19 protein-coding genes are annotated in these 21112 nt (G+C 60.2%); 6 read left to right on the top strand and 13 right to left on the bottom strand.

Annotated elements, in window-relative coordinates:
- Position 1 precedes the first annotated feature (1 nt).
- Complete coding sequence (locus tag NKI70_RS26700) at positions 2-451, bottom strand: hypothetical protein (RefSeq protein WP_352693591.1); 450 nt, start codon at positions 449-451, stop codon at positions 2-4.
- 249 nt (positions 452-700) lie between these two features.
- Here NKI70_RS26700 and NKI70_RS26695 point away from each other — a divergent pair, with 249 nt between their 5' ends.
- The 3 genes from NKI70_RS26695 to NKI70_RS26685 all read left to right on the top strand — a co-directional run bounded on the left by NKI70_RS26695 (position 701) and on the right by NKI70_RS26685 (position 2626).
- Positions 701-1228: a hypothetical protein gene (locus NKI70_RS26695; RefSeq protein ID WP_352693589.1), complete on the top strand. Its 528-nt coding sequence runs from the start codon at positions 701-703 to the stop codon at positions 1226-1228.
- Between the two features lie 716 nt (positions 1229-1944).
- The gene (locus tag NKI70_RS26690) at positions 1945-2268 is read left to right on the top strand and encodes a DUF736 domain-containing protein (protein ID WP_352693587.1); all 324 of its coding nucleotides are present in this window, start codon (positions 1945-1947) and stop codon (positions 2266-2268) included.
- 58 nt (positions 2269-2326) lie between these two features.
- Positions 2327-2626, top strand: coding sequence for a hypothetical protein (locus tag NKI70_RS26685; protein WP_352693585.1), 300 nt, complete (start codon positions 2327-2329; stop codon positions 2624-2626).
- A gap of 358 nt (positions 2627-2984) precedes the next feature.
- Here the strand turns inward: NKI70_RS26685 and NKI70_RS26680 are convergent, their stop codons facing one another.
- From NKI70_RS26680 to NKI70_RS26660, 5 genes are read right to left on the bottom strand one after another with little or no spacing between them, the layout of a single operon-like run.
- Positions 2985-3785 carry a hypothetical protein gene (locus NKI70_RS26680; protein ID WP_352693583.1) on the bottom strand — a complete coding sequence of 267 codons (801 nt, stop codon included), beginning with the start codon at positions 3783-3785 and terminating at the stop codon, positions 2985-2987.
- Positions 3782-4204: a hypothetical protein gene (locus tag NKI70_RS26675; RefSeq protein WP_352693581.1), complete on the bottom strand. Its 423-nt coding sequence runs from the start codon at positions 4202-4204 to the stop codon at positions 3782-3784. The genes NKI70_RS26680 and NKI70_RS26675 overlap by 4 nt, the downstream gene beginning before the upstream one ends.
- Positions 4201-5283, bottom strand: a complete 1083-nt coding sequence (locus NKI70_RS26670) for an AAA family ATPase (RefSeq protein WP_352725378.1) — start codon at positions 5281-5283, stop codon at positions 4201-4203. Before NKI70_RS26670 ends, NKI70_RS26675 begins: the two co-directional genes overlap by 4 nt.
- A 7-nt stretch (positions 5284-5290) precedes the next feature.
- Entirely contained in the window at positions 5291-7336 is a 2046-nt protein-coding gene (locus NKI70_RS26665; protein ID WP_352725376.1) for a type IV secretory system conjugative DNA transfer family protein, read from the bottom strand.
- A gap of 20 nt (positions 7337-7356) precedes the next feature.
- Positions 7357-8130: a conjugal transfer protein TraD gene (locus tag NKI70_RS26660; RefSeq protein WP_352725375.1), complete on the bottom strand. Its 774-nt coding sequence runs from the start codon at positions 8128-8130 to the stop codon at positions 7357-7359.
- Here NKI70_RS26660 and NKI70_RS26655 point away from each other — a divergent pair.
- Positions 8130-11570 carry an AAA family ATPase gene (locus NKI70_RS26655; RefSeq protein WP_352725373.1) on the top strand — a complete coding sequence of 1147 codons (3441 nt, stop codon included), beginning with the start codon at positions 8130-8132 and terminating at the stop codon, positions 11568-11570. The genes NKI70_RS26660 and NKI70_RS26655 overlap by 1 nt on opposite strands.
- Positions 11571-11917: 347 nt before the next feature.
- Here NKI70_RS26655 and NKI70_RS26650 read toward each other — a convergent pair whose 3' ends face one another.
- Positions 11918-12946, bottom strand: a complete 1029-nt coding sequence (locus tag NKI70_RS26650) for an alpha/beta hydrolase family protein (protein WP_352725371.1) — start codon at positions 12944-12946, stop codon at positions 11918-11920.
- A 722-nt stretch (positions 12947-13668) separates the two neighbouring features.
- Here NKI70_RS26650 and NKI70_RS26645 point away from each other — a divergent pair.
- Positions 13669-14010, top strand: coding sequence for a hypothetical protein (locus tag NKI70_RS26645; protein ID WP_352693569.1), 342 nt, complete (start codon positions 13669-13671; stop codon positions 14008-14010).
- An 891-nt stretch (positions 14011-14901) separates the two neighbouring features.
- Here NKI70_RS26645 and NKI70_RS26640 read toward each other — a convergent pair.
- Together NKI70_RS26640 and NKI70_RS26635 are read right to left on the bottom strand one after the other, a co-directional pair.
- A complete protein-coding gene (locus NKI70_RS26640; RefSeq protein ID WP_352725369.1) occupies positions 14902-15777 on the bottom strand; it encodes an MBL fold metallo-hydrolase in 876 nt (291 codons plus the stop codon).
- On the bottom strand, positions 15764-17269 hold the full coding sequence (locus NKI70_RS26635; RefSeq protein WP_352725367.1) for an aminotransferase class V-fold PLP-dependent enzyme: 1506 nt from the start codon (positions 17267-17269) through the stop codon (positions 15764-15766). The genes NKI70_RS26640 and NKI70_RS26635 overlap by 14 nt, the downstream gene beginning before the upstream one ends.
- Before the next feature lie 94 nt (positions 17270-17363).
- Between NKI70_RS26635 and NKI70_RS26630 the strand changes: the two genes are divergently transcribed.
- Positions 17364-17846 carry an Lrp/AsnC family transcriptional regulator gene (locus tag NKI70_RS26630; RefSeq protein WP_023721564.1) on the top strand — a complete coding sequence of 161 codons (483 nt, stop codon included), beginning with the start codon at positions 17364-17366 and terminating at the stop codon, positions 17844-17846.
- A 184-nt stretch (positions 17847-18030) separates the two neighbouring features.
- Here the strand turns inward: NKI70_RS26630 and NKI70_RS26625 are convergent, their stop codons facing one another.
- From NKI70_RS26625 to NKI70_RS26610, 4 genes are read right to left on the bottom strand one after another with little or no spacing between them, the layout of a single operon-like run.
- Complete coding sequence (locus NKI70_RS26625; protein WP_352694333.1) at positions 18031-18723, bottom strand: amino acid ABC transporter permease; 693 nt, start codon at positions 18721-18723, stop codon at positions 18031-18033.
- 18 nt (positions 18724-18741) lie between these two features.
- Positions 18742-19458 (bottom strand): amino acid ABC transporter permease, encoded by a 717-nt coding sequence (locus tag NKI70_RS26620; RefSeq protein WP_031194726.1) that lies wholly within the window; start codon positions 19456-19458, stop codon positions 18742-18744.
- Between the two features lie 59 nt (positions 19459-19517).
- Positions 19518-20345, bottom strand: a complete 828-nt coding sequence (locus NKI70_RS26615) for a transporter substrate-binding domain-containing protein (protein WP_352577913.1) — start codon at positions 20343-20345, stop codon at positions 19518-19520.
- A gap of 24 nt (positions 20346-20369) precedes the next feature.
- Positions 20370-21110, bottom strand: a complete 741-nt coding sequence (locus tag NKI70_RS26610) for an amino acid ABC transporter ATP-binding protein (protein ID WP_352694335.1) — start codon at positions 21108-21110, stop codon at positions 20370-20372.
- Between the last annotated feature and the right edge of the window lie 2 nt (positions 21111-21112).

Raw genomic sequence — 21112 nt, 5'->3', positions numbered from 1 at the left:
TTCAGGCATCGAACTCCTCGATGACGCGCACCGCCTCGACAGCTTCAATTGCGGCAAGTCGGCGCTCAACGCTTGGATGGCCGGCTTCGCGCGAACGAACCAGGCCCGCGGGTTTACCCGCGTCCTGGTCATTCACCACGAGGGAACAGTCGTCGGCTATTACGGCCTCGCGCCGGGCGTGATCCAGCCAAACAGCGCACCGCGCTTTCCGCACCGGACGCCCGCCCGATCCGATCCCCTGCCTGCTGATCGGACAACTCGCCGTCAGCCACCGCCATGCCGGGCAAAGCGTCGGCAGCGGCCTGGTCAAGGACGCGCTGCATCGCTGTGTCGCCAGCGCCGACATCGTCGGCGGCCGCGCGGTGGTGGTGCGGGCGATAGACGCCGAGGCCGAGCGCAACTGGCAGAGCTGGGGCTTCATTCCCGCGCGGGACAATCCGTCGGTGCTCATGCGCTCGATCCAGGACGTGAGCCTCTGGCTGGCCGACAAAGGTCACTAGCTCCACGCGCGTAACGCCTCCGGCAGCGGCAGGGTCCGGGCGCGCCGGCCTGCGGCCAGCCGGGCTCCAGTCGCGGCGTCCCGCCGTTCCCCGAGCCGGCTTCGCCGCCTCGGCCTTCGGGCGACGATCCCTCGCGCAGGGCCAGAGGGAGAGGGCGGCCGGCGCGGGGCGGGGGACGCTGGAGAGAAGGGAAAGTCACCATGTCGATAATATTCATAGGCGGATCACGCGAGATATTCGAGCTGCCGGAACCTGCCATTGCTCGCATCGGCGCAATCGTTGCTGCCGAGCACGGCGTGCTGATTGGCGACGCGCCCGGAGCCGATGCCGAGGCGCAGGGCCTGCTCGCTGGCTACGGCTACGAGCATGTCGGGATCTCCCATGCCGGCAAGGAACCCCACAACAATCTGGGCGACTGGGCTGCCTACCATGTCCCGTCTCTTGAAGGCGCTCACGGGTTCCACGCTGCCAAGGACCGGGAGATGGCACGGCGCGCCGACTTTGGCATGATGGTCTGGGACGGCGCATCACCCGGCACGGCCGTCAACGTGCTTCGGCTCGCCATCGCGAACAAGCCGTGCGTCATTTACGATCTGGCCAGGGGCAGCATGGCGACCACGTACAATGTGCAAGACTGGTGCGCCATGCTCCGCCATGCCGGTCCGGACATTCGCCGCCAAGCCGAAGCCCGCATGATGCCGGACGAGCGTCTGGCATTGCCGGGATGATGTACGCGCGGTTCCGCCGACAGCCCGGGGGGCCGACCTCCGATATGCTTGATCCGGCCCCGCGCCGCCACCTCCACTTCTATGAACGGCATGAGCCGGCCCTTTCGAAACCGGCCCACGCGCAGAGCCGGCGTTGTGCAGGATGATCCTCCTGACGCTTCTCGCCTCTGAAGCAGGTGCAAGCGTGCCGAACAACATCCTGCTTGCTTGGTCATCCAACCTGGTTGCTAGGCACCGCCACCGTGGGGCGTGAAGTTCGCTGCCAGCCGGCTCCGATCTTGAAACCGCTGTGCCGCCATACCGAACGCGCAAGGCGGTTCACGCGCCATGCTGCTGTTCGACGTGTTGGCGATGCCGACGACATGACCCGAGAGGCTGCAGCATGTTCCTGCGATCCGGCAGCGTTGCGTCGGCGGTCTAGTCTATTGATGGCGGCCTGAGTTCTTTTCCTTCGGTCCCATCCGGGGCCATTCCCGTTTCATGTCGCCTTTGTAGACGACCGCCTGCTTTGTGCGGTCAACCCCCGTTGGGGGTACACTCGGCGAATATTCAGGAAAATTCGATTTCTGTTTTTGTCTGCGGACAGGCGAAGGGCCTGCCCGTTATTTCTAGGCAAATAGAATTTTCCAGAATTTTCGCCGAGATGACCGCAGCAGGACGGCCCTCTCCTTTGGCGCCATCGGGAATGGTCCCGATGCAACCGAAGGAGAACTACCATGGCCACCACGATCGCAAACCTCACCACCAAGTCCGACGGCTCGATGGAAGGCGTCTTTGCCACGCTCCGGGTCAACGCCCCGATCACCCTGATCCCGAACACCAACAAGTCTCGCGAGGACGCGCCCGACTACCGGATCGTCAACAAGCGCACGGGCTTCGAGATCGGAGCCGGCTGGCACCGCACCTCCCAGCGTTCGGGCGAGGAATACCTCTCGGTCAAGCTGGAAGCCCCGGAGATCGGCGTCATCTTCGGCAACCTCGCACCCGCCCCGGGCGGCGAGGAGAACAAGAAGGTCATCCTCTGGAACAACCCCCAGTGAGGCATCGGTGGCCGGCTCCGCAAGGGGCCGGCTTCCCCATCGGCAAAAGGAGGTTGCAATGAGCCGCTACACCATCACCGTCAGTGGCACCGTCACCGGACAGGTCCGCTCGGATCCAGACGCCGTCATCGGCTACGACCCACCGCTTCGGACCTACTTCCTGCACGCGTTCCCGCACGATGAAACCGACGAGCCCGGTCTTTGGCTTGGCACCCGCGATCGCGCGTTCGAAGCGCTTGAGGATCTTCGCCATGCAACCATCTTACACGGCTACGATCTCATGCCGCTGCCGGCGGATCTCGCGGCGAAACTCATCGGAGACAAGGCGGCTGTGGCTGATCGGGCGCCGCCTCAATGAGCCCGACTGGGCGAACGTGCCCCAAACCCCCGGCGCCGGAGCGCCCGGCCGCCGGGCTTTTCTCATGCAGAGTGGCTGGAGACCAATGTCTATCAGCCTCAGTGCGGCCGGTCGACAGCGAAACGGACGGGCGTCACGGAGAGAGTGGACGACGCTTTGAATTAGCGCCCAGGTGCAGCACTCGCCGCCGCCGATCATGGACGGATTCATTCGGCCCGTCGACGGCGACGACGGGCGCGGCAGTAGATTGTACCGACCGAAATCGCAGCACCTCGAGGAGGGGCAACAGCAAGGCCAAAATGTTTTCCGGTAACTCCTGGAGGCGGCGATCACCTGAGCAGGTTCTCGGCATGACCTTTTACGACCCCTGGTGCAGCAATTCGCCGCTGTCGATCATGCGCAGGTTCATATCGCCAGGCGTCTTGATGAGCAGTTGAGCGTTGAGAGCACGGAGGTCGCGCGGCTCGGTGCAGGCCAGCCAGGCGCGAAGCTTGTAGAGACCCGGCTGGAGATCGGCGCCAAAGATGAAGGAGACGCTTTTTTGCTCCCTGGCGGGCATCGGGATTTCGCCGTGCTGGGAGCCAATCGAGCGGTCTTCAAGCCAGAGCGAGGCAATGCAGCCGGCATTGACAAAGACGTTGGATCCGGTGGTGGCGCGGTATTCCACGGCGAGCTGCGTGCGGCCGGGCTCTGCAATCTTCAGCCAGCCCTGGAGTTCGACTGAGGTGAGGCCGGTGTAGAGCACACCGTTGCGCGACGGTTCACTGAGGGGAATGGCGCCGCCGATATAGACAAAGCTGCCGACGCTGTCGGCAGGGATATCTGGAAGATTGTCTTTTTTGGCCGGCGCGGCGCGGGCGATGGCGAGCGCGCCCCGCTGGTAACCTTGGCTTGCACCCCCTTCGGAGGAAGCCTGCTTCTTCGCGTCATCGTTGCCGGTGGCGGGCATGCTGTCGTTGCTCTTTGCCGACGCACCGCCCTGTCCGGTGATGCCGAGATGCTCGATCAGCGAATCGAGTTTCTGCTCGATGCGGTCCAACTGCTTCTGGGTTTCTGGCTGCCGGTCTTGCGCCAGTGCGAAGCCGGGGCCCTCAACGAAACTCAATGCTGCGATCCCAATCCCGAGCGCCAGCCCGCCCACACTTTTTCTTTGCATCATGGTGATGATCCTTCCATCGGCACGGTTCCAAAATTGTCGTGCGGCGCTGGCGCCACTTCTATCCCTTGTAGCGGCCGGCCTGGAGCGACAGCAGGCGTTTTCTCGTGCGCCGGCTCCAAGGTTGATCCAGGTGCGGGCGGTTCCGTCGTCTGCGACCCCGCGGCCGAAGACGCATTGCCCTGTTCGAAATTATCCTGATCCGTCGGCGGGGTGCTGGCGTTCTTTCCAGCGTCTGTGGGACGATCGTCGCGCTGGCCGGCGACATCCTGACCGATACTGACAGCCCGAAAGATCAAAGCCAGGACAGCGGCGATCGTGGCATAGCGGAACAGCAGATCGCGCCGGAACAGGGCGGGAACAAGTTTGAGCCAGCGTAGAAGTGTGGCTCGCACAGATGAGAAGAGCGTTTCAGCCGTCATGTGATTGACCCCTGCCGCTCGTATGTCGCCATCGCCGTCTCAATGTCTTCGGGCCCTATGGTCATGATGGCGTCGCGACCGGCATTTCCGACACCCTCACGCGCGAGGCGCATGGCCTGCGCCTCGCGCGTGCCTTCCCAAAGCGTGCGGATTGCGCGGGCATTGCCAAAATGGTCTCCACCTTCCGCCTCCATGCGGACGCAGGCAAGGTTGGCCTGGTCCTCGGCCGCGGCGTCGAGCACAAAGCCTTCGCGGTCGGCGAGGTTACGAAAAATCCCCGCCAGCTCTTCAGCCGAATAGTCCTCGAATATGATTGTCCTGGTGTATCGGGAGCGCAGGCCGGGATTTGAATCCAGGAAGCGGCGCATTTCGCCAGTGTAGCCGGCGGCGATGACACACAATCGATCCCGATGGTCCTCCATCAGCTTCAGCAGCGTGTCGATCGCCTCGCGGCCAAAATCGTTTTTTTGTCCCTCCGGCGCCAGCGCGTAGGCCTCATCGATGAACAGCACGCCATCGAGCGCTGCCTCGACGGCTTGCCGTGTCAGAATCGCGGTCTGGCCGACATAGCCGGCGACGAGCTGGCTGCGATCGGCCTCGACGACATGGCCGGATCTGAGGAGGCCAAGTGCGAAAAGAATCTCGCCCATGAGACGCGCCGCCGTGGTTTTCCCGGTCCCTGGATTGCCGAGGAAAATCAGATGCAGGCTTGGGGGGGCGGCGTTGATGCCGTGGCGCCGACGTTCCTGCTCGGCTTGCAACACGGCTACCAGTTTCCTGACCTCCGCCTTGACGGAGCGCCATCCGGTCATGGCGTCGAGTTCGGCCAGCACCTCATCGAGCGGCCGATGTTTTGACGTCCGGATGGGAAGAGCGGATTTGGTTTCAACGTCTCGCTGATCGTTCCCCTGCAAAAATTTCCGCGATGCCGGCAGGCCATATTTGTCGGCATGCGCCAGCCGCCAGCCCATGACGGTCATCGCGATGAGGAGGATAACGCCGGAATAGGCTTCCAGCAGCGCAAGCACGACGATCAGAACGGCAAGGCCAAGGATGATCGGGATCAGATCGCGCTGCATCTCTTGCTCAACCCGACTGGCTTTGGGGCGCGAAACGGTTGCGCTCGACGCGTGCGACCATTTCGGGCCGGCGAAAATAGATCGCGCGGCCGCAGCGCAGCGGTTGTCTGCCCTGGACGAAAACGAACTGCTCGTCCGCCCGGGCATCGGCGAGGATCTCGGAGACGGTAGCTAACCGCCGGCCGCGTTCCGATCTCTGCTCGGAGGCGCCGGTCGAGGCGGTGCCGATCTCGAGCGGCTTTGCGCTCTTGCCGCGGTTTTTTGTCTCGGAGCTCAGCACGACGCCATGTTCGCCCAGCGCTTCGGAGACAGCGCGAGCCTGGTCGAGCGAGCTGATCGCGGCGTATGATCGCCAGGAAGCGCTTTCGAACCAGGCGCTCTTGCCGCCATCGCCCCATTGTTCGCGCAGCTGGCCTTCGGACTGATAAAGCATGACCAGCGTGATGCCGTATTTGCGACCGGCATCGCGGACGCGGGCGAGTGAGGTCATGTAGCCAAGACGGGCGACCTCATCGAGCAGGAAGACGACGCGTCCGCCTGGCGAGACGCCGTCGGCCTCATAGACGGCATTGAGCAAGGATCCGACAACGACACGAGCGAGCGCTGGCGTCGATTCCAGCACCTTCATCGGGATGTTGATAAAGAGGTCAAGCTTGCCGGAAACGAGATCAGCAGTGCGAAAACTGTTGCCCGACAGCAGTTTTGCGTAGGCGGGATTGGCGAGCCATTCGGTCTGCTCGCTCATATTGCCGTAAACACCGGAGAACGTCTCGGCCACCAGTCCCATCAATTGGCCGGCGAGATGGCGGGCGCGATGCGAGGAGGAGTGTTCAAAAATGCGGGCTAGCTCGTCCCGCATTTTTGCCTCCGGCAAGGCGAGCCGTTGCGCCAGAGTGACGAGATTGCGTTTGTCGTCGGACAGATTTTTGTCGAAGACGATGTCGGAAAGCAGGGTCTCGACGATGGCCTTGCCGCGGCCCTCGAAGAAGGCTTTGCCGGAGGTGCCGTGCGGCGCATCACGGGTGGCGGTGTGTTTCTCGCCGCAGATCCAGTCGACAACCGAGCGGATGTCGCCGTCGAAGAGGGGCGAATCTTTTGCCAGCCAGTCGAGCGCATTGAAGGCTCCGGTCCCCTTCATCGGGTCGATTGAGATGACACGCCGGCCCATCGCCGTGCGTGCGCCCGTCAGCATCGGCGCCAGCTCGGAGGAGGGATCGAGGGTGACAATCGACCCGCGCCAGGTGAGCAGTGTCGGCACGCAGACGGAGACGGTTTTGTAGGCGCCCGAACCGGCGAAGACGAGGCCGTGGGTGCCGCCCCAGGAGAGATCAAAGGTGAGTAAAGGCGACCTGCCACCCTTGCCCCATGTTTTTGGATCGCGCGGATCAAACTTTTGTCCGCGCCGGGCCGGCGCATCCTGATCGACGCGGTAGGCTTCGCCGATGACGACGCCGCCACGCGGATTGGCTGGCGACTTGGCCGAACCGCCGAACAGGTTTTGTGACTCGCGAATGTCCATCCAGTCGGCGTGGCCAAAGATATCAGAGGAGGCACGCTCAACCGGCTTGACGCTTTGGGCGTGCAGCGATTTTCCCATCAGCACCCTGACGCCGGCCGTGGTCGCGAGAAAGCCGACAACCCCGGCATAGAAGATGGTCGTGTCCGCTGCGTTCAAAATGGCGGACCAGGCATGGGCTGGCCGGTTGCCGAGCAGTCGTGTCGCTTCCGGCCAGACAGTGAAAACCGTTGCGGCGGCCATGCCCAACACGCCGGCGATGGCAGTGAGGGGCAGCACCATACCGGATCGGCGCATCAGGAGAGCCGCCGCCATTGTGATGGCCGGTCCGAGCAGCGCGATCGATGGCCATGCCGCGTAACCAAGTCTGTAGATTACTGATGCCGGCGACAGACCAGTCCGATACCATTCGAGCAAGGCGTCGCCCCACAGCGTGTGGGCATAGCGCCAGGCGGGATACCAAATGACGAGTGGCAAGATGGCGAAGGCTGCCTTGAACAGCGTCTTGACGAGATCGTACGACAGCCGACCGAACATCTTGTCCCCCGGCGTCAGCGCTATGAGCGTTCAGATTTTCGGCCGCGATCCGGCTCCCGATCGGGCTGCTCGGTGGAATGAATGCGCCGCACGCTGCCGTTCTGCTCGGCGGCAAGTGCGGCGACTGCGTCGTGATCGGCCAGCCCTTCCCAGTGCTGCATGACTTTGCTCCAGCGCAGGCCGGCGCCGCGCAGGCGAGTGGCGAAGGGGGTCGGCAGCGGAGCAGGGAAGGTGATGGTCAACGGTTCGTGCGTTGCGTCCTTGCCGACCGTTTCCCGATCGAGCGCGGTTTTGCCGGTCTTGATCCATTCGGTGAGTTGCGCCTTGTCGCGCACGCCCTCGGCCAGCGACAGCAGCCCGCCATAGAGGGCGGCTTCCTCGAGATCGATCAATCCGGCCCGTTCGATGAGGGTCCCGGCCTCGACGAGGCGGCGGGTGCGCTGCTTGCGCTCGTCCGCCTTGAGCCTAGCTTCCTGTTCGGTGAGTTTGGCCCGCTGCTGCTCCAGGCGGCTCATGCGTTCGGCAAGCGAGGTGCGGGCCATGGCGAGAATCTCCGTTTTTTCCCCGTCCGCCAAGCCCGAAGGGATTGTGCCAGCCGGCGCGAGGCTCTTCAACCCCCTTTTGTATATGCCGGAGGCTGCAACCAAGGTTCCTCGGCGTTTTCCGCAGTAAGCATCCGCCAGAGTGCCAACCGTCTGTCGTCGATTAGCCGATTGATGGATTTTTGCAGACGCAATATGCATTCTTCGAATGCTTGCTTGCGCTGGCGCGCGAGTGATGTCATCCTGCGGCAATGGCTATCGCTTTCGCCCGTGCCCGATACATCTCCCGATCCGACGGCGGCAGCGCGGTGCGCTCGGCCGCCTACAACGGCCGCGAGGCGATCAAGGCGCAGCGCACCGGGGAGGTGTTTTACTTCAAGCACCGCGAGGCGCCGGAGCATCACGAGGTGCTGTTGCCGGAAGGGGCGCCGTCAGAGCTGGCCTCAAGCGATGCGCTGTGGAATGCGGCCGAGGCCATGGAAAAACGCAAGGACGCGCAGCTGGCGCGCGAGCTCGTGCTGGCGCTGCCGGCCAATCAAGAGCTTGATCATGACGACCGGGTCGAGCTGGCGCGGTCGTTTGCGCAAGAACATTTTGTCTCAAAGGGGCTGGCGGTGCAGCTGGACGTTCATGCGCCGCATGGGGCGGAGAGCGAGGGCGAGCGGGCCAATTACCATGCGCATTTGTTGATCACGACGCGGCGTCTTGGGGAGGAAGGGTTTGCGGCAAAAAAAGCGCGTGATCTCGATCCCGTCATCAAGCGGGGCGGGGGCCGGGCGATCGTGGCGGAAGGCGAGGCGTGGGGCGCGCTGTGGCGCGATCATCAGAACCGCTATTTTGCCGAACAGGGGCTGTCGATCCGGGTGGATGCGACGAGCGCGGTGCCACAGGAACACATCGGACCGATCCGCATGCGCACGCCGGGTGCGGAGGCCAATGTGCGGGCCGAGCATATCAGGCGGGCGAACGAAGAAGCGGCGCGCGATCCGGAGCATGTGCTGGCTGTTCTGACGCGCAACCAGGCGAGTTTTTCCGAGTACGATCTCGATCGGCATCTGAAAAAACACATTCTCGATGAGAGCGAACGAGCGGATGTGAAGGGCAAAGTACTCGGCCGTGACGATGTGCTGGCGCTGCATGACCGGGAGACAGGCGAGAGTGTGGGTCGCTGGACAACGCGGGCGGTGCGCGACCAGGAGGTTTTGGCACTTGCTGATGGACGGCGCGTGGCCGGAGGGTCCCATCGCGATGTTGGGGCAAGGGCGCGCGAGCGGCTCGTGTCCGTGCAGGAACTGCGGCCGGATCAGTTGGCCGCGTTCGATCATGCGACGGGGTCCGGCGGGCTAAAAATAGTCGAAGGCCGGGCCGGGACGGGAAAGAGTTTTGCGCTTGGCTCCATCCGCGAGGCAAATGAAGCGGCCGGCTATCGCGTGGTCGGCCTCGCGCCGACCAATGCGGTGGCGCAGACCATGAAGGAGGACGGGTTAGCCAGAAGCTCGACCGTTCATGCCGAACTGTTCCGGCTGAAGAACGGCCGCGCGCAGTGGGACCGGCGCACTTTGGTCGTGGTCGACGAGGCGGCGATGATGGACGCCAAGGTGACCGGCGAAGTGTTGCGCGAAGCGCGGCTGTCGGGCGCCAAGGTTGTGCTGGCCGGGGACGACCGGCAGCTCGGCTCGATCGAGCGCGGCGGGCTGTTCACCGAGCTGAAGAAAGAGCACGGCTCGTCCGAGATAACCCAGGTGACACGCCAGAAGGTCGACTGGCAGAGAGAGGCGGCACGCGATCTGTCGGACGGTCGCTTCGAAGACGCGCTCCGGGCCTTCGCCCGAAATAAGGCGGTGGTATGGACGTCGAAGCAGGATGAATTGCGAGAAAAACTGGTCGAGCGATGGGCCAAGGATTCTGCTTCCAATCCGTCTGCATCGCGGTTCGTGTTTGCCTATACCAACAAGGATGTCGATGCGCTGAACAAGGATCTGCGCGCGGTCCGTCGCGAGCATGGTGAGTTGGGTAAGGATTTTGTGTTTACGACCAAGCATGGCGAGGCCGCGTTCGCTGTCGGTGACCGGGTGCAGTTCACGGATACGCTGAAAGGCGCCGGCATCTACAATGGCAACGCCGGGACCATCACCGGCATCGACCGGAATTTTGGCCGCATCAGTGTCTCGCTTGATGCGGCGGCAGGCCGGAAAGGGCGAAAGGTCGAGTGGTCTGCGTCGGAGTTTTCTGGATTCCGGCACGGCTATGCCGGCACCATCTACAAGGGCCAGGGCAAGACGCTCGATCATACCTATCTCATGCACACGCATCACTGGCGTGCCGCCTCGAGCTATGTGGCGCTGACGCGGCAGCGTGAGAGCGCGACGATCTTCGTGGCGACGCAGACGGCGCGCGATTTGCGGCAGCTCGCCCGCCAGATCGGCCGCAACGAGATCAAGGCGGCGTCAGTGGCTTATGCAACGCGCGATGAACTCAGCGCGGAACAACGGGCGAAGTTAGACGAGGGACGGGCGGCGGAGAACGCTCGGCCAGCGTTGCATGTTGGGCAAGCTCAGAATGGCCGGGAAAAGGAGGAGCAGCCGATGGCTTCAGTTGTCGAGGAGGCACGCGCGGGCATGCGTCAGGTAGATCCGCGCACACCGGAAATGCAGCCCGGCGCCATTGCCAACGACGCGGAGAGCCAGCGTCGGCTTGAGCATCGAGGCGCGACGCCTGAGCCCGTCGTGGCGCCGAAGTCAAAAAAGGCAGGAGACAGCGATCGTCGTGGGCCAGCCGATGATCGGGCCGTGGCAGGCAAGACCGAAACTCGGCAGTCTGTTCCAGATGCCAGAAATGAAGAGGGGTCGCCCAGCACCACAGCCGACCGGCCAGCGGACGTGAGGGTGCTGATAGTTGCATTCCAGGATGTGAATGCTGATGGCGTGCGCCGCGACAGCTTTGGGCGATCGATCGACGAACGGAGCATCGCCGTCGCTGTCAGTCGCGATGCAGATGTACAGCGCGAGCGCGACGCTCGCTCAATCTATCTGGAGACCGCCTATCGTGATCCGAAAGCGGCAACCCAGCGTCTCGATGACATCATCGCGCGAGACGGGCCGACAAGTGCTGCGCGACGTCTATCGGCGGATACCAGCTTGGTCGGCGAGCTGCGGGGCAGGGAAGGGTTCTTCGCCGGCGCCAGGGCGAGGGAAGAGCGGACCGAGGCTCAACAGGCCGCCGCCGCGATTGGCCCGAACATTGTCCGGACCGCCGAGTACGAGAACCGGGCAGCACAGGCCTATCGCAGTGATGTGGAAAAGCGGATGAGGGCTGATGCGGTGGAGGTAAGGGATGTTTCGGATCGGGCGAAAGCCGCGCTCGGAAAAATTGCAATGGCCAAGGATGATCGCGAGCGGGCCGAAACCTTCAAGATGGTGTCAGCCGATCAGGTGGTCAGTCGGGAGATCGCCACCTTCAGGAAATCGATTGAAGCCCGTTTCGGTGAAGACGGCGCACGCGAAATCGCTCGTGCGACAGCCTCGGGCAAATCGTTTGAACATCCATCCGTGCCGAAATCCGATCAGGTCAGGTTGGGCGAGGCCGCGGCTCTCTATTCCGCAGCCCGATCTGGTGAAGTCGCGTCCAGACAAGAGGCCGAAACTGAACGTCTTGCAGCGCGAGAGTCTCAGTCGACACGGCTGAAGCAGTAGGGAAGCGCCGGGGAAGGCCGGCTGTCGTTATCCCGTCGGCGTCGCAGGCCGCGGCGAATGACTACTCTTTAAGCAAGGTGGTCGTTCATTGTCACAAGTGGCCCGGTACAGTTCAGAGCTGCAGATCCGCAATCGGCGAGTTGCCAAAGATGCTCTTGTACTCTCGGCTGAACTGCGAGGGCTGAGGTCGCGCGATGCACCTTCAGGAGCCGGGCGACCTCGGCCGGCTTGATATCGTCGTTGATGAGCTGTCGCGCATGCGCGACCTGGTCGGGGGAGGGCAGGGGAGGGACCGAACCGCATCCCGCGCGCCCTGGCCGCGATCCGGCGCGGAGCCATCAAATAGCTCAAACTTCGCTAAAGTCGTAGCGAAACCCGCGAACCTCCCAAAGCTCTGACAGGGTCGGGGTTTCTTTCAAAAAACGAAGAACCTTCCGAGCCGCGATCAAATTGTAGGGGAACATTCCAATAGATGAGTGCCCACAATTCAGCCGCACGACCTCAGGTGGAAGATTGCACTTCGCCAGCAACTCAATGAGACGCTCAGAGCCTCCTGGGCGGGCAACCGTATCGTCCTTACCGAGCAAGAACATCAAATCCAGACGAGGACGTGTAAGGCCGAAAAGATGCTTCTCTAGATCGATGAGACCCCAAGCGGTTCTTAGTCCTTCCAGTGACATGGACGGTTCAATACGACCACGTAAGGCCGTCATGGTCTCCGCAGTCCAGACGAGATCAGCAGGGCTTCCCGGCGATACCATGAGAACCGCCTTATCAACCTTCTGCTCTTGGGCAGCAACGAGACCCGCAACAGTGCCACCCAAACACATCCCTACAACCGAGATTTTCTGATACCCCTGACTATAAAGCCAACGAACAATCTTACGGCCATCTAGGACAGCCTGTCTCATCGACTGGACAGTGCGCCCTAAATTCGCGTTGAAAAGCTTTTCCTCAGAATAGTCATTCGAAGCCCGCCCAAAATGATACGGAAGTGTAGCTTCAATAACCGTTATGCCCTTTCCAGCGAAGTATTTGGAAAATGCCGGATACCGGCTCCGAGCATACCAATGATGAAACACAACAAGCGCATGTTGTTTCAATCCACTGTCGGTAACAACGCATTCAAACGTGTTGTTCGCCTCGTCTTCAGTTGAAATATCAGATTGGAAGGTAACACTATCCGCTTCTTCCCTTAACGGAGCAGTCGGCAATATAGGCGCGAAAAACACCTCGCCTTTGGAAATTTCATTGAAGACCAATTCGTCAGAACCATCATGAAAAAATGGAATCAGCTTATCATGAATACGCCTCTGACGTTCTAATGATCTCAGGATGTGCTTACGATCATAACGGCGCGCTAGATAACGGAACATTTTCTCTCCTTTTTCTTTGCAGGTTGGAAACCTTTCATCATGAAACCAAAGCTGAAACCCCGCCGTACTTCATTCACCAGACAAAGGGGCGGCTGGACATCCCTCCACACTATTTACCGCCCGATAAAGGGTTGCTCGATGCACGTCGGAATGGGGCTGCCAGGTGCTCCTATGTCTATCCGGCGACTGGCAGGGTACCCCCTCGTGCTATCCGCCAATTTACAAGTTGATTGCGGCGATGGAAGCCCCGGGTTTTAACTGGCCATCTGTCCGCAAGCCAACTCAAGCGCCGCGAAATTTGAGAAGTATGAGGATTGTCCGTCTGGCTGGCAAGCGGTTGGCGCCAACTCCGACCGGCCCGGACTGGGTCAAGAACGGAGCATCTGGCGCATCTCATCCGATAGGCTCACGTTGCCCGTCGTTGTGAAAGACAGCGGCCTCGGCGGGTATCATGGAGACGGATCTCGACAGGTCCAAATCGAAATCGACGGTAAGGTGGTTGCAGCAACAATCCAAACCGCGGGGAACGATCGAGGGCAATCCCTTGGGAATGGCCCCACCTACTACGCCATCCCTCGACCGGTGCGCGGAAATCCCTGGTTCATCGAGTATGATGACGCGAACGGCGTGCGCCAGAAAAGCTGGTTCAATCTCAACATGCCACGAGCCAGGCGATCACGCAGGACGAGGTACTATGGGGTCGTAATTCAGGGAGGTTTGTAATGTTCAAGGCGCTTCTCCTGTCCACTGTGATTTTGAACACAGGCGCAGTGTTGACGGCGGCTGGTCAGAGCGACAAGCCGCGATCAAGCGTGGACAATCCTATGTGGCCCGCTTCACTGAAATGGGACTGCAGGACGGCTGCCAAAATCGTGTGTGAGCGTGATGGCGGTTGCTCAGTGGCTGAGGAGCACACTGGTTTTGTGCTGAACTACGGCAGCAACGAAGCTGAGTTCCCGGCCAGCAATGTCAGGATCAAACGCCACTATCAACAGACCGTGCAGGCAAGTCCTTTGCAGCAGGAAGCTAAAGTCGAACTGGCCGACAATCGCGTCTTTGGCTGACGGCCGTGGATGCCAGCCGCACTTATTCGAAAGCGTGGGTCGGCGCACTGAGTGAGTTGAAGGGCGGCGCGGTACTCATGGAATCTGAGGGCGTCTATTGCATGCCGCACAAGTGAGTGCGCCGAGAGAGCAGGCGAGCGAAGCCGATGGTCTGACCTGGGACGCCGACCCCCGGGCGTTCCAGAAAAAGTGGGTCATCCCGTCCGGTTTCATTAGACGATGAGACGATCTTAAGTAAAAATGATCTTCTGAAACGGAACGTCGAGTAGGAGTTACTGATGTAGAACTGATCTGCTTGCCTCTCGACAACCAGAAGACTTGCAGCGAGTGTCAGGCATACGTGGGATACTTAGAAATGTCAACTTCGTCTGATGAAAGTCGCGTAATCTATCTTATGGAACTTCGATTTCGTTAAACTGAAGCACTACACAAATCTGAACGACGTGCCGTGATGTGGTGCGTGATGGCCCGCGGCCGGGCGCAATCCCGAAGCTGTACGCGAAAATCTCGTGGCGCCAACGATGCTGTCTATGGAATCGCGTCAAATCACCAGTACATACATCGGCTATTTGGGGTTCGCCTCAAGCTTTTCATCCCCAGAAGAATTGCCTCCCAGGTGCGGCTCGATAACCGAAGCTTGGCGATCCTATTCCACATCCGAGATACCTCCTCAGAACATGATCGATAATAGTGTTGCAGACGCGCCACCGCAATTGCTTGCCGCGATCACCTCCGAGAGCGCATCCGAGGATGCTCATTCCGACGACGTACATCGATAGGGCGTAGCGAGGATCGACCCGCCTCCGCCAATCGGACCGAGCGTACACCCGATCAGTGATCCTGAAACCGATCGCGGGCAGGAACTGCTGGAGAGAGCCATCCGATTCGTCACTAACCCCAGACCGATGCTGGCAGCGCGTCGAGCGGTATCCTCAGATAACGCCGGCCATTTTCCTCGACCTGAGGCAGTTCCCCTCCGCGGATATTGACCTGCAGGGCATGCAATATGAGTTTTGGCATTGGCAATGTCCTGTCTCGGGCCTCCCGAAGCCTGATGAACGTACTCCGAGAATGACCGGCGACATGCGGGTTTTTCTCTTTCTGCTCCGCTACCGAACTCTCCCACAGAGCCTGGCGCCCTCCCGGCCTGTAGTCATGCCCGGTGAAGAGGCGCGTCGGATCGGGTAGGCTCAAAATGTCCTGGATCGACTTCCATAGGTCAGCTGCGCTGCCACCTGGAAAATCTGCACGGGCGGAGCCGCTATCGGGCATGAAAAGTGTGTCGTGAATGAACGCTGCATCGCCGATGATATAGCTTATCGACGCCAAGGTGTGTCCTGGCGAGTGCATGACGCGCGCTTCCAGCTCGCCGATGTTGAAGGTCTCGCCGTCGCAAAACAGCCGATCCCATTGTGAGCCGTCACACGGGAAATCCGAGAAGTTATAGATCCGTTGCCAGATCCGCTGCACTTGCTTCACGTGCTCGCCGATAGCTGTCGGCACGCCGGTTTTCGCCTTGAGATAGCGCGCGGCCGAAAAGTGATCGGCATGCGGATGGGTGTCCAGGATCCACTCGAGCTTCAAATTGTGGCTGTTGATGTAGTCGAGGATCGCGTCCGCATTTGTCGTTGCTGTCGAGCCAGACTTTTCGTCGAAATCGAGTACGGGGTCGATGATGGCGCATCTTCGTGAACTCGGGCATGCAACGACATATTGGATGCTGCCCGTCCGTGCATCATAGAACCCGGCGACTTCAGGCTGCTGCATGGGCAATGCCCTCGACTGCGGCTCGCGGGAAGAAGATCGCCCGGCCAGGATCGAGGTCGTAGTCACGCTCGAAGTCCGTTGCGTCCGACGCAATCTGCGCCACGGCATCGAGTATGAACTGCACCTTCTCGTCCGGCAGCAGAACGCTGAAATTCAGCCGGGTGAATCCCGGCTTTTTCATTTCGTCGCCGGAGAGAATGGCTTGCCTGATTTCCTCGGACCGTTCGTCGTCGATCGACAGCAGTCTGTGGACATACGGGCCGGCGCAGGCGCAGCCACCGCGCGCCTGGATCCCGAACCGGTCGCTTAGCATGCGCGTGATCAGCTGCTGGTGGACGTAGCCGTCCTTTCCGTTTTTGACCCGGAAAGAAAAGATCGGAAGCCGCTCAGGATCCGATAGACCGAGGAGCTCCAGCCGCGGCAGGGCTTTCCATGCGCGAAAGGCACGACGCGCCAGCTCGCGATTGCGCGCTGTCATCGCGTCGAGTCCGATCGCATCTTTGACGATGAAGGCCAGCGCGGCTCGTATGTCGCCGATCACGTTCGGCGTGCCGGCTTCCTCGCGGGATTCCAGGCTGTCGCTGTAATCGTGTGTCTTCGGGGAGACAAACTTCACCGTCCCGCCACCTGGCCACGACGGCGTTTTCGTCGAAGGTCCGTCGCGTCGAACGATCAAAATGCCGGAGGCGCCGGGACCCCCGAGGAACTTGTGAGGCGAAACAACTATCGCGTCGATCTGGGCATCAGGGGCGGGCGACATGGAAATCGGCAGGTAAGGACCTGCGCCCGCATAGTCCCAGATCATCTTTGCGCCGGCGGCCTTCACGATCACGGTGATGGCCGCGACATCGCTGGTGATGCCCGTGACGTTCGAGGCCGCGGACATCGAGCATATCGTCAGATCTGACGCCCCCCCGCCAACCGCGTCCTTGAGCTGAGACAGGTCCGGCCCGCCAGACGGATGCTCAGCGATTTCCACGATTTCTGCCCCGCTCTCGCGCCAGGGCAGAATGTTGGAGTGATGCTCATAGGGACCGATAATGATCCGAGCGCGCTTGCCCGCTGCCACGGCTTCAGCGACGCCGAATAGCTTGACGAGGCGGTTGATCCCCGACGTAGCGCCGGAGCCGGTGAAGATCACAGCATGCCGTTCGGTGGCCCCGCAGAATTGACCGATCAGGGCGCGCGCTTCCCGACGCATGCGGGTCATGAAGCCTCCGCAATACGAGGCTTCCGTGTGGCTGTTGGCATAGTACGGCAGGACCTCCTCAAGCACAAAGCGCTCGATCTGACGGAGTGCGCGGCCTGACGCGACATAGTCGGCGTACACCAAGTCCTTTTGCCCGTAGGGACCCACGATTTTCGCCGTCGATCCCACAAGCCCATCCCGGAGGTCGGCGGTCACGTCAGCCTTTTTCTTCAGCGCCTGGCGGAACTTTGACAGAGGGGTCTCGGTCTGCCTCGTCGTTGGGCGAGCTGCTTGCACGGTCATTCTCCCCGGCTCGGATATTGACTCCGATTGTAGCCTGCTCCACGGTCGAAAAAATTCCCCTATTTTCTGCAATTTCTTGCAAAGAGCGTGTCAGATGATCGAAGATCGGGCGAAAATCGATGCATTTGATATGAAGATTTTGACGGCCATGCAGATCGATGCAAGCCTTTCGCAGCGAGATTTGGCGGAGAGGGTCGGCCTGTCTCAGAACGCGTGCTGGCGGCGGATCCAGCGCCTGCAGTCGCTAGGTCTTATCCGGGGGTCGCACAGCAATATCGATCTGCGAGCGCTGGGACTCGACCTGACGGTTTTCGTAATGGTCCGCACTCGCCACCATTCCAAGGAGTGGAGCGAGGCGTTCCGTGCCCATGTCGAACGGTTGCCGGAGGTGATCGATTTCTATCGGATCGGAGGGGACTGGGACTATCTGATCAAGGTTGTGACACAAGGCATGTCCGGCTACGATGCGTTCTACCAGAAACTGATCACGAACTTCGACCTGGCTACGGTGACAGGCTTCTTCTCCATGGAAGCGATCATCAACAATCGTCCAGTGGATCTGACCAATCTGCGATAATCCGGCGCGCAATTGGACGCGCCGCTGGCCGTCGAGCAAGCCTTCGGCCGCAGGCCCCGCCAAGGTGTCTATTACAAGCCCACAGATCTGGCTGCGAGCTGGCCCCGCACGTCGGCTGTTTGCAGGCTCTCAACAGAGCCTTGAGTTCCTCCGCCTTGATGCGCGGGTTCCGACGACGCTTCGCTCAGGTCCGTACCCTAAGGGCTTGCTCCAGCCTGTCGGCAATCTGGGTGACGATATAGGCAATCACCATGTAGATCACGACGGCAATCACGAAGGCTTCGAGGTAGTAGTAGTTCAGCGCGGCGGTCAGCTGGGACTGGGCGAAGATATCGACAACCTCGATGGCGAATCCGAGAGAAAGCGCCTTCATGATGACCATCATCGAGGTTGTCAGGTCGGGAATTGCCGTGAGAACCACCTGGGGAAACAGAATCCGTCGGAACAATTGGCCGTTCGTATAGCCAAGCGAATGGGCGGCGTCTGACTGACCGGTGTCGAAGGCGTTCAAGGCTCCCTTGATAATCTCGGATTGGAACGCAGCGATACAGCCTGTCACCGCAATAATAAGGATAACCGAGTTGGGTGTTTCGTGGCCGTTAAAGTTGATCCCGAGCAACGAGAGCAGGAACTGGAATGCCGGGGGCAGACCGAAATAGGCGAGGAAAATCACGATGACCATCGGAACGCCCTTGAAGACGATCTTGTAAGCCATGATGAGCTCTCGCAGCACCGGGACTCGTCTATATTCGACGAGTGCAAAAATGCTGCCGACGATCGTCGACAGGACGAAAATCGTGAACGCCATGGCAAGCGTTACGGGTACGGCGCCCAGAATTTCCTGGGTGTCCTGGAGCAAAATTTCGGTATCGAACATGGTTTAATACCCTTTAGGTCAGACGCTGGCGATGGCCGCGTTCTTGATCTGAGCTGTTGTCGTGGCCTCAGGCGCCTGCATCGGCGAGCGAAGCTCGAACAAGTGCACGATGAACCAGGCAATCAGGCACATCAGCGCATAGATGACGGCCAGGACGAGGTATGTTTCGAACTGGTACTGGTTATAGTCGCGCTCCATGATCAAATGCGCGGTCGCCATCACGTCGGCCGCCCCAATGTACATGACCAGCGCAACGTTATGGATCAGGTAGATGATGGAATTTCCATAGCCGGGCAATGCGAAGTGCACCGCTTGCGGGCCCACGATGCGGGTGATCTTCTGGCGAAAGGTATATCCGAGACTGTCGGCTGCATCATGCTGGCCGCGATCGACGGCCAGGTATGCGGGCCGCAGGACTTCCGACAGATAGCCGCCATGGTAAAAGCTCAGTCCGACCATCGCAGCGATCGTCGGCGAGAAGAAATCTGCGGAGCCGAACAGCGCCACCAATAGGGGGAGCCCGTAGAACGCGACGAACAACTGGAGGACGACGGGAACGCTGCGGGCATAGGACACGTAGAGGTCGGTGAGGTGGCTGACCACTGGTATCCTGCGAATCCGCAATGTTGTCGCAACGAGCGCCAAGCAAAAGCCGACCAACATGGCGGTAAACGTGATAGCGAGCGTCAGCGGCAATGCCGAGAGCAACTCGGGAATCATAGCAGAAACATCCACTTTGAAACGCTCCTTCTTGCAATTCAGCCTTGCCGCTGACGATATCTACTCAGATCAAATCATTTCATATACTTGACGATGCCTTCGCCAAACCACTTCTGCGATAGCTTTTCGATCGTGCCGTCGTCTTTTAACTCCTTGAGAACTTTGTTCACGTCATCGACCAGAACCTTGTTTTCATCTGACCTGTGAATAAGCATATAGGTGTTGTTGCTGAAGACCGGTTCGGACGCCACGATGTCGAGCTTCTTTTCATCGATGACGGTCTGCTCACCAAGATTTGAAGGCAGGACCAGCGCGTCGAACTTGCCGTTCTGAACCTCATCCAAACGGTTTGGATACGGGATTCCGGCGCTCGACGCCGTCACGTCAAGCTTGTATTGCGGATTTTCTTTTTGCCAGTTCATGATGAACTTATAGGTTCCGCCGCCAGCCGTGGTCGGAACGATCCTCTTGCCGACCAGATCTTTCATTTCCTTGATGCCGCTGCCCTTTTTGCTGTAGATCTTCATCAGGCTGGCGCCCATGGGGTTTTCCGGAATGAAGAACTGCTTGGCGCGCTCGGGTGACTTGTAGTAACCACCGACCGCGATGTCGTATTTGCCTGTGGCCAGGCCGGTTTCCTGCGCGATGTCGGAGACACCTTCCATTTCGAACTTGTATTGCGGCAGCTTTGCGTTGATCGCCCTCAGTAGATCGGGTTCATAGCCTTGCGGCTCGACGCCGAGCGCGCCCCAAGCCAATGGCTTGGATTCGGCAGAGGTCGCGATCTTGATTGTCCGAACGGTCTGACCATAACTGATCCCTGCTGTCGCAAGGGCAATTGCGATGCCGCCGGCGACGGCCAGGGCATAACGACGCGAAAAACTGGATTTGATTGCAGACATTTCTTGGGTTCCCTTCTTGTTGGATTATTGAAAAGCGAGTTCAGACTGCAGGAATTGAGCAAGTCGTGGGCTGGAAGGCGCATCGAAGATCTCAGCCGGACTGCCATCGGCGGCAACTACGCCACGATCCATGAAGACGATCCGGTTTGAGATGTTCCTTGCGAATTGCATCTCGTGGGTCACAAGCAGCGAAGTAATCCCGGACGACGTGACGTCTTTGATCACTTTAAGAACCTCACCGACCAGTTCTGGATCAAGCGATGATGTCGGTTCGTCGAAGAGCATCACATCCGGCCGAACCGCCAGCGCACGTGCGATGCCTGTACGCTGGAGTTGGCCACCTGAGAGCTGGGACGGATAGCTGTCCCGCTTCGCTGAGAGGCCGACCCTTTCGAGCTCTCGCAGCGCGATTTCACGCGCCTCGTCCGTGGACTTGCGCTGCACGACGACCAGCGGATCCATGACGTTCTGGAGGACGGTCATGTTCTTGAAGACGTTGAATTGCTGAAAGACCATCGCTGTCCGGAGCCGGATCGCCTGGATGGCTGCCTTGTCGGCGCGCTGGTAATCCATCCGAATCTGATCGAATGCGATGGTTCCAGATGCCGGCTTAACCAGGTAGTTGATGCACTTCAGCAGGGTGGTCTTGCCGGTGCCGCTTGGGCCGATGATTGACACGACGTCACCTCGCTTTACCGAGAGATTGACGCCGTTCAGGACCTGCGTGCTTCCGTAGGACAGCTTTATATCTTTGAGTTCAAGCATTC

This window comes from Mesorhizobium sp. M0500, assembly GCF_040321165.1.
GTDB lineage: Bacteria > Pseudomonadota > Alphaproteobacteria > Rhizobiales > Rhizobiaceae > Mesorhizobium.
This window is presented reverse-complemented; position numbering and strand designations above follow the sequence as displayed.

Excerpts from the sequence above, each read along its gene's own strand:
- NKI70_RS26700 (WP_352693591.1), bottom strand. The coding sequence starts at position 451 with ATGAGCACCGACGGATTGTCCCGCGCGGGAATGAAGCCCCAGCTCTGC.
- NKI70_RS26695 (WP_352693589.1), top strand. The coding sequence starts at position 701 with ATGTCGATAATATTCATAGGCGGATCACGCGAGATATTCGAGCTGCCG.
- NKI70_RS26690 (WP_352693587.1), top strand. The coding sequence starts at position 1,945 with ATGGCCACCACGATCGCAAACCTCACCACCAAGTCCGACGGCTCGATG.
- NKI70_RS26685 (WP_352693585.1), top strand. The coding sequence starts at position 2,327 with ATGAGCCGCTACACCATCACCGTCAGTGGCACCGTCACCGGACAGGTC.
- NKI70_RS26680 (WP_352693583.1), bottom strand. The coding sequence starts at position 3,785 with ATGATGCAAAGAAAAAGTGTGGGCGGGCTGGCGCTCGGGATTGGGATC.
- NKI70_RS26675 (WP_352693581.1), bottom strand. The coding sequence starts at position 4,204 with ATGACGGCTGAAACGCTCTTCTCATCTGTGCGAGCCACACTTCTACGC.
- NKI70_RS26670 (WP_352725378.1), bottom strand. The coding sequence starts at position 5,283 with ATGCAGCGCGATCTGATCCCGATCATCCTTGGCCTTGCCGTTCTGATC.
- NKI70_RS26665 (WP_352725376.1), bottom strand. The coding sequence starts at position 7,336 with ATGTTCGGTCGGCTGTCGTACGATCTCGTCAAGACGCTGTTCAAGGCA.
- NKI70_RS26655 (WP_352725373.1), top strand. The coding sequence starts at position 8,130 with ATGGCTATCGCTTTCGCCCGTGCCCGATACATCTCCCGATCCGACGGC.
- NKI70_RS26650 (WP_352725371.1), bottom strand. The coding sequence starts at position 12,946 with ATGTTCCGTTATCTAGCGCGCCGTTATGATCGTAAGCACATCCTGAGA.
- NKI70_RS26645 (WP_352693569.1), top strand. The coding sequence starts at position 13,669 with ATGTTCAAGGCGCTTCTCCTGTCCACTGTGATTTTGAACACAGGCGCA.
- NKI70_RS26640 (WP_352725369.1), bottom strand. The coding sequence starts at position 15,777 with ATGCAGCAGCCTGAAGTCGCCGGGTTCTATGATGCACGGACGGGCAGC.
- NKI70_RS26635 (WP_352725367.1), bottom strand. The coding sequence starts at position 17,269 with ATGACCGTGCAAGCAGCTCGCCCAACGACGAGGCAGACCGAGACCCCT.
- NKI70_RS26630 (WP_023721564.1), top strand. The coding sequence starts at position 17,364 with ATGATCGAAGATCGGGCGAAAATCGATGCATTTGATATGAAGATTTTG.
- NKI70_RS26625 (WP_352694333.1), bottom strand. The coding sequence starts at position 18,723 with ATGTTCGATACCGAAATTTTGCTCCAGGACACCCAGGAAATTCTGGGC.
- NKI70_RS26615 (WP_352577913.1), bottom strand. The coding sequence starts at position 20,345 with ATGTCTGCAATCAAATCCAGTTTTTCGCGTCGTTATGCCCTGGCCGTC.
- NKI70_RS26610 (WP_352694335.1), bottom strand. The coding sequence starts at position 21,110 with ATGCTTGAACTCAAAGATATAAAGCTGTCCTACGGAAGCACGCAGGTC.